This window comes from Sphingopyxis sp. (assembly GCF_050725615.1).
GTDB lineage: Bacteria > Pseudomonadota > Alphaproteobacteria > Sphingomonadales > Sphingomonadaceae > Sphingopyxis.
Map to the genome: position 1 here is coordinate 1 of NZ_JBOHHU010000140.1, position 5,929 is coordinate 5,929.

Genomic DNA, 5,929 nt, shown 5'->3' on the forward strand with positions numbered 1-5,929 from the left:
ATGCGCAGAACCCGCAGGCGATCAAGGCGATCGTCGAGTCGCAGGGCTGGCCGGCTAAGATCGTCGCCACGCCGGGCGAGAGCCCCTATATCGAAAGCAGCCGCAACGGATTGAAGTTCCTCGTCCTGTTTATGAACTGCGACGAAGGCAAGAATTGCAAGACGCTGCAATATTATATGGGCTTCAACGACGCCAAGAGCACGACGCTCGAGCGGCTGAACGAGTGGAACAGCGAAAAGCGCTTCGCGCGCGCCTATCGCGACGAATCCGGCGACCCGGTGCTCGAAATGGACGTCGACCTCGATTTCGCGGGCATCCCGCGCGAGAATCTGGGCGAGACATTCAACACCTGGGCGGCGGTGATGGACGCCTATCACGCGTTCATCTTTGAAAAATAGCAACGCGTCGCCCGACGCGACGACCGGAAGTTTCAGGGGGATATCTTGAGAATGTTTCTGATCGCGGCCGCACTGGCCGCTTCGTCACCCGCCGCGGCGCAGCCGGCCCCGGCCGCCGACGCGATGGTCGGCGCCGATGTCGACCAGGTCGCGAAAGTCCTGACCGACGAAGGTTATAAAGCCAAGATCGAGACCGATGAAGACGGCGACCGCTATATCAAATCGGCGAGCGGCGGCCGAAATTTCACCATCTATATGCTGGGCTGCGGCGGCGGGGTCAAAAAGGGACCGTGCAACTCGGTCGAATTTTATGCGGGTTTCACCTTGGGCACGCCGTTCCCGCTTGAGCGGACGAACGAATGGAACCACAAAAATCGCTATGGCCGGTCCTATGTCGATGCCAGCAAGGACCCCGTGGTCGAGATGGATCTCTATCTCGACACCGGCGCGATGCCGCAGAAGCTGTTCGTCGAGAATCTCGAAATCTGGTTCGACGTCATGGCCAATTTCGACGCGTTCGTGTTCGACGACGGCAGCGAGGGCAAAAAGGCGAAGTAGCGGTCAGGCGTTGCGCAGCGCGCCCGCGACCAGCTTCTGCAGCTTGCTATGCACCGCAGCGCTGCCGGCGATGAATTCGCTGCGTTCGATCGCGCGGTCGCCGCCGCGGAAGTCGCTGACGAAACCGCCGGCTTCGCGCACCAGCAAGATACCGGCGGCGACGTCCCAGATGTTGAGGTCGCTTTCCCAGAAACCGTCGTAGCGGCCCGCCGCGACCCAGGCGAGGTCGAGGCTGGCGGCGCCGAAGCGGCGGATGCCCGCGACTTCGGGGGCGACCGCGCCGAACACGCGGCTCCACTGCGCCATATTGCCATGCCCCATGAAGGGGATGCCGGTGGCGATCAGGCATTCGTTGAGGTGGCGGCGCGACGAGACGCGCAGACGGCGGTCGTGGAGCCAGGCGCCGCGCCCGCGCTCGGCCCAATAGCTTTCGTCGGTCACCGGGTGATAGATGAGGCACGAGGTGATATCGCCCCAGCCGCCGCCGAGCTTGGGTTCCTGTACCGCGATCGAGATCGCGAAATGCGGGATCGCGTGGAGAAAGTTCGACGTGCCGTCGAGCGGATCGATGATGAAGCGCGGCTTGCCGGGTTCGCCCTCGATCTCGCCGGCCTCTTCCATCAGGAAGCCCCAGCCCGGACGATCGCGACCGAGTTCGTCATAGAGGGTGCGCTCGGCGGCCTGGTCGGCTTTCGACACGAAGTCCGCCGGGCCCTTTTGCGAGACCTGCAGATGTTCGATCTCGCCGAAGTCGCGGCGCAGCTTGGTGCCCGCCTTGCGCGCGGCGCGTTCCATGACGGTGATGATGCCCGATACGGCCATTGTTCAATCTCCCCCCTCCCTGCAAGGGAGGGGTTGGGGTGGGTAGCAACATGGGCGGGCCTGTCACCCACCCCTAGCCCCTCCCTTGCAGGGAGGGGAATCTAGTCAGTCAGCGCGGCGAACATATTCGCGGTCGTACACATGCACGACGATGCGGGTGCCGCTGGTGATGTGCGGCGGCACCATGACGCGCACGCCATTGTCGAGGATCGCGGGCTTGTACGACGAGGACGCCGTCTGGCCCTTCACCACCGCGTCGGCTTCGACGATCGTCGCTTCGATGGTTTCGGGCAGTTCGACCGAGATCGGGCGTTCTTCCCAAAGCTCGAGCACGACGTCCATGCCGTCCTGCAGGAATTCATGCGCTTCGCCGACGACGTCCTTCGAGATGTTGATCTGTTCGAACGTGTCCTTGTCCATGAACACCAGGTCGTCGCCCTCGGCATAGAGGAACTGGAAATCCTTGGTATCGAGGCGGACCTTTTCGACCGTGTCGGCGCTGCGGAAACGGTTGTTGAGCTTGCGGCCGTCGATCAGGTTCTTGGCTTCGACCTGCATATAGGCGCCGCCCTTGCCCGGCTGGGTGTGCTGGATCTTGGTGACCTTCCAGATCCCCTTTTCAAATTCGATAATATTGCCGGGACGGATTTCAACGCCGGTGATTTTCATCGCGCACACTCGCTGGTTCAAGGATGGAAAGAGCCGCCGGCGCGTCGCAACATGCCGGTCACAGGAGCGCGCCCTTAGCCGCGAAGGCGGCGAAGGGCAAGCGCGCGTTCGTTCAGGCTGTCGTCTCGACCGCCTTGCGGGTCCGCGCGTAGCTGAGCGAGATCAGCGCGACGAAGAGCCCGAGGCCGATGAAGATCGACGGCACATGGAAACCGTCGCCGACCACCGCGAGCGGCGCATCGCTGTCGGTCGCATAGACGAGACCCGCATAAAAGACCCCGAACAGGCTCTCGCCGACGATCATGCCGGTCGCGGTCAGCACGCCCATGCGGTGCGCAAAGGCGGCGTTGGCGCGGCGTTCGGCCCAGCGGTCATAGAACCAGCCGCCGACGGCGCCGATCACGACCGGCAGGATCACCGCCATCGGCAGATAGATGCCGATGCCGATGGCGAGCGGCGGCAATCGCAGCTTGCCCATGCGCCCGAGCAGTTCGTCGACGACGATGAAACCGACGCCCGCGAGCGCACCATAGCCGAGCATCGTCCAGTTGAGGTCGCCGCCCAGCACACCCTTGGCCAGCGAGGAGATCAGCCCCGCCTGCGGCGCCGCCAGCGCATTGGGACCCGCGCCGGGAACGCCGACGAAACCGAGCGTTTCGTTGAGCACGTTGAGCACCGGCGGCACCACCAACGAGCCGAAGAAGACGCCGATCATCAGCGCGACCTGCTGCTTCCACGGCGTCGCGCCGACAAGCTGGCCGGTCTTGAGGTCCTGGAGATTGTCGTTCGAGATGGTCGCGATGCCGAACACGACGCCGGTGACGATCAGCGCATAGGCGACCATCGCCGCGCTGGCCTCCTCGCCGCCGCCGCGCCCAAGCAGCCCGACGAGCAGCAGCGACGAGGCGATGATCGCGAGAATGCCGATGCCCGACACCGGCGAGTTCGACGCGCCGATCAGGCCCGCCATATAGCCGGTGACCGAAGCGATCATCAGCCCGATCACGACGACGAAGACCAGCGCTCCCGCGACGAGGATCGCCGCCGACCCGGCCAGCGGCCCGCCCGCTAGGATCGACCAGAGCAGCCAGGCGATCGGGATCAGCGTCAGCAGCGACCCGCCGAACACCCAGCCGATCGGAATATCCTGCTCGCCGACCGCGAGCGCTGTGCCCGCATGGCGCGCCCGGCTCGCCGCCATCGCCGAACGAATCCCGCCAATCACCGGACGCGCGATCTTGAGCAGCGTCCACAGCGCCGCAACCGCGATCACCCCGGCGCCGAAAAAGCGCACATCGGCGCGGAACACCTCGTTAGCGATCGTTTCGACATCGGGGCCGGCAACGCCCTGTGTCAGGATCGGCAGCAATATCCACCAGCCGGTGACCAGCCCGACGAGCTGCGCCAGACCGACCGACAGGCCGACGAGATGGCCGACGCCGAACAGCGCAAAGCCGAGCCCGCCGGCAATGCCCGTCGCGCCCGCGCCGACCGAGAACCATTTCGACACTTCCCCCGCCGCGACCTTCATCTGCGTGAGCAGCGTGAAGCCTGCGGCGACAAGGCTGTTCCAGAGCAGCGCCGACAGGCCCGCCTTATTCTCCGCCGCGCCCTCGGCGCTCGCGGCGCCGACCTGCAGCACTTCGGCGGCGGCGCGCCCTTCGGGATAGGGCAGGTCGGCATCGACGACGAGTGCGCGGCGCAGCGGGACCGAAAAGAGCACGCCCAATATGCCGCCGAGCATCGTGATCGCGGTGGTCTCCAGCAGCGGGAAGCCCTGCCAGTAACCGACCATGACGAGGCCGGGCAGCACGAAGATGATCGCGGCCAGCGTGCCCGCTGCACTCGCGATCGTCTGCACGATATTATTCTCGAGGATCGTGGCGCCGGTCATAAAGCGCAGCAGCGCCATCGAGATCACCGCGGCGGGAATCGAGGTCGCAAAGGTCAGCCCGACCTTCAGCCCCAGATAGACATTCGCGGCGGTGAACATCAGCGTCAGCACGCCGCCGAGCAAGATCGCGCGCAGCGTCAGTTCGCGGACGCCGGCTTTCGGTCCGGTGGTTGGCGTCGTGGCTTCGGTCATCAAAAATCTCCCCGTCCGCTGTCTTGCGGGGCGCCGCGTCCAGCGCAAGCGAAAAGCCACGAACCGACGCCGATTGGACCGAAGCGCCAAAAGCGACGGACCGAAATCCTTTTGACGCAACGATCCAATATGGCGGCGCGCGGCGGTGGCAGAGCGGCGGCCATGATGACCTGGAACCTTTCGGACGACCTGCGCCCCTCGCCGCGCAGCAGAAACGCCCTCCCCCGCCGCGCCGCGCCCTGTGCGGGCCTGTTCGGCTGGCGCAAGGACGGCAACCCGCCATGCGGCAAGGCCGACGGCCCTGCGCCGAAACCCGGCCCCGATCCTCTCGATCATCCCCCCGGCTGAGGATCAGCGACGCGCGCGTTTTCCGGCGAGCAATGGATAGGGATTGACCGGTTCGCCCGCATTCCACGCGCTGCCGGGCGTGGTCGCCAGCATCTGGAAATGCAGGTGCGGAAAGGCCGGGTCGGCATTGCCGCTCGCGCCGACGGTCGCGATCACCTGCCCGCGCGTCACCGCATCGCCCTCGGCCAGCCCGCGACGATAGCCCTGCAGATGCGCGTAATAGAGCATCAGGCGGCCGTCGTCGGCGCGCTGATAGATGGTCAGCCCGCCGCGGTCGGAGTGGAACAATTTCTCGATCCGCCCGTCCATCGCCGCGAGCACCGGGGTTCCGACCGGCGCCGGAATGTCGATCGCGCGGTGCAGCCGCCCCTCTGCGCGGCTCTGGTCCCAGCTGTTGATCAGTTCGTCCGCGCGAATCCCCTGCACCGGGATGATGATCGCGATGGCCCGATCGACCGCCGCGCCATCCTCCTCACCGCTTGCGCCGACCGCCGCCGTCCGCGCCGCCGCCTGCGCGGGCGGATCGAGCAGGTCATAGGCCGTGACCCAGTAAAGCGAGGTCAGGATCGCGGTGATGGTGGCGGTCCACAGCATCAGCTTGAAGGCGGCCTGCCAGCGCATCAGGCGACAAAATCCACCTTTGTCCCCGGCGACACCATCTGTGCGAGCCGCGCCGCGTCCCAATTGGTCAGCCGGACGCAGCCATTGCTTTCGGTGCGGCCGATATTCTGCGGCTCGGGGGTGCCGTGCAGGCCATAATGCTCCTTGTCGAGGTCGATCCATACGACGCCGACCGGGCTGTTCGGCCCCGGCGGCAGGCGATGCTTGCCCTCGCTCGCCGCGACACCGCGCAGCAGCGCGGGATCGAAGGCGTAGTCGGGATTGCGCCCGACGCCGCGGATCGTCCACTGGCCGATCGGCAGCGGGTCGTGCGCCGAGCCGGTGGTCACGGTGAAGAGCGCGATCAATTTCCCGCCCGCATCAAAGACCTTCATCGTCCCGGCTTTCTTCGACACCTCGACCCGCTCGGCGTCGGGCTGCTCGCTGC

At 65.8% G+C, this 5,929-nt stretch carries 8 protein-coding genes; 3 read left to right on the forward strand and 5 right to left on the reverse strand.

All coding sequences use genetic code 11. The annotated features are described in order from the left end of the window. Both ACREB7_RS20215 and ACREB7_RS20220 read left to right on the forward strand, forming a co-directional pair. On the forward strand, window positions 1-398 hold a 398-nt coding region (locus ACREB7_RS20215; RefSeq protein ID WP_431594053.1), incomplete at its 5' end, for a YbjN domain-containing protein. Between the two features lie 51 nt (window positions 399-449). Then, on the forward strand, window positions 450-956 hold the full coding sequence (locus ACREB7_RS20220) for a YbjN domain-containing protein (RefSeq protein WP_431594058.1): 507 nt from the start codon (window positions 450-452) through the stop codon (window positions 954-956). Between the two features lie 3 nt (window positions 957-959). Here ACREB7_RS20220 and ACREB7_RS20225 read toward each other — a convergent pair whose 3' ends face one another. The 3 genes from ACREB7_RS20225 to ACREB7_RS20235 form a co-directional block, all read right to left on the reverse strand. After that, window positions 960-1,778 (reverse strand): inositol monophosphatase family protein, encoded by an 819-nt coding sequence (locus ACREB7_RS20225; RefSeq protein ID WP_077145870.1) that lies wholly within the window; start codon window positions 1,776-1,778, stop codon window positions 960-962. A gap of 105 nt (window positions 1,779-1,883) precedes the next feature. Next, window positions 1,884-2,447, reverse strand: coding sequence for an elongation factor P (gene efp / locus ACREB7_RS20230; protein ID WP_077145871.1), 564 nt, complete (start codon window positions 2,445-2,447; stop codon window positions 1,884-1,886). A gap of 112 nt (window positions 2,448-2,559) precedes the next feature. Next, the gene (locus ACREB7_RS20235; RefSeq protein WP_431594054.1) at window positions 2,560-4,533 is read right to left on the reverse strand and encodes an OPT family oligopeptide transporter; all 1,974 of its coding nucleotides are present in this window, start codon (window positions 4,531-4,533) and stop codon (window positions 2,560-2,562) included. A 162-nt stretch (window positions 4,534-4,695) separates the two neighbouring features. Here ACREB7_RS20235 and ACREB7_RS20240 point away from each other — a divergent pair, with 162 nt between their 5' ends. Further along, window positions 4,696-4,881, forward strand: a complete 186-nt coding sequence (locus ACREB7_RS20240; protein ID WP_431594055.1) for a hypothetical protein — start codon at window positions 4,696-4,698, stop codon at window positions 4,879-4,881. 3 nt (window positions 4,882-4,884) lie between these two features. Here ACREB7_RS20240 and ACREB7_RS20245 read toward each other — a convergent pair whose 3' ends face one another. Together ACREB7_RS20245 and ACREB7_RS20250 are read right to left on the reverse strand one after the other, a co-directional pair. Then, entirely contained in the window at window positions 4,885-5,502 is a 618-nt protein-coding gene (locus tag ACREB7_RS20245) for a M23 family metallopeptidase (protein ID WP_431594056.1), read from the reverse strand. Then, on the reverse strand, window positions 5,502-5,929 hold a 428-nt coding region (locus ACREB7_RS20250), incomplete at its 5' end, for a L,D-transpeptidase (RefSeq protein WP_431594057.1). The genes ACREB7_RS20250 and ACREB7_RS20245, both read right to left, overlap by 1 nt.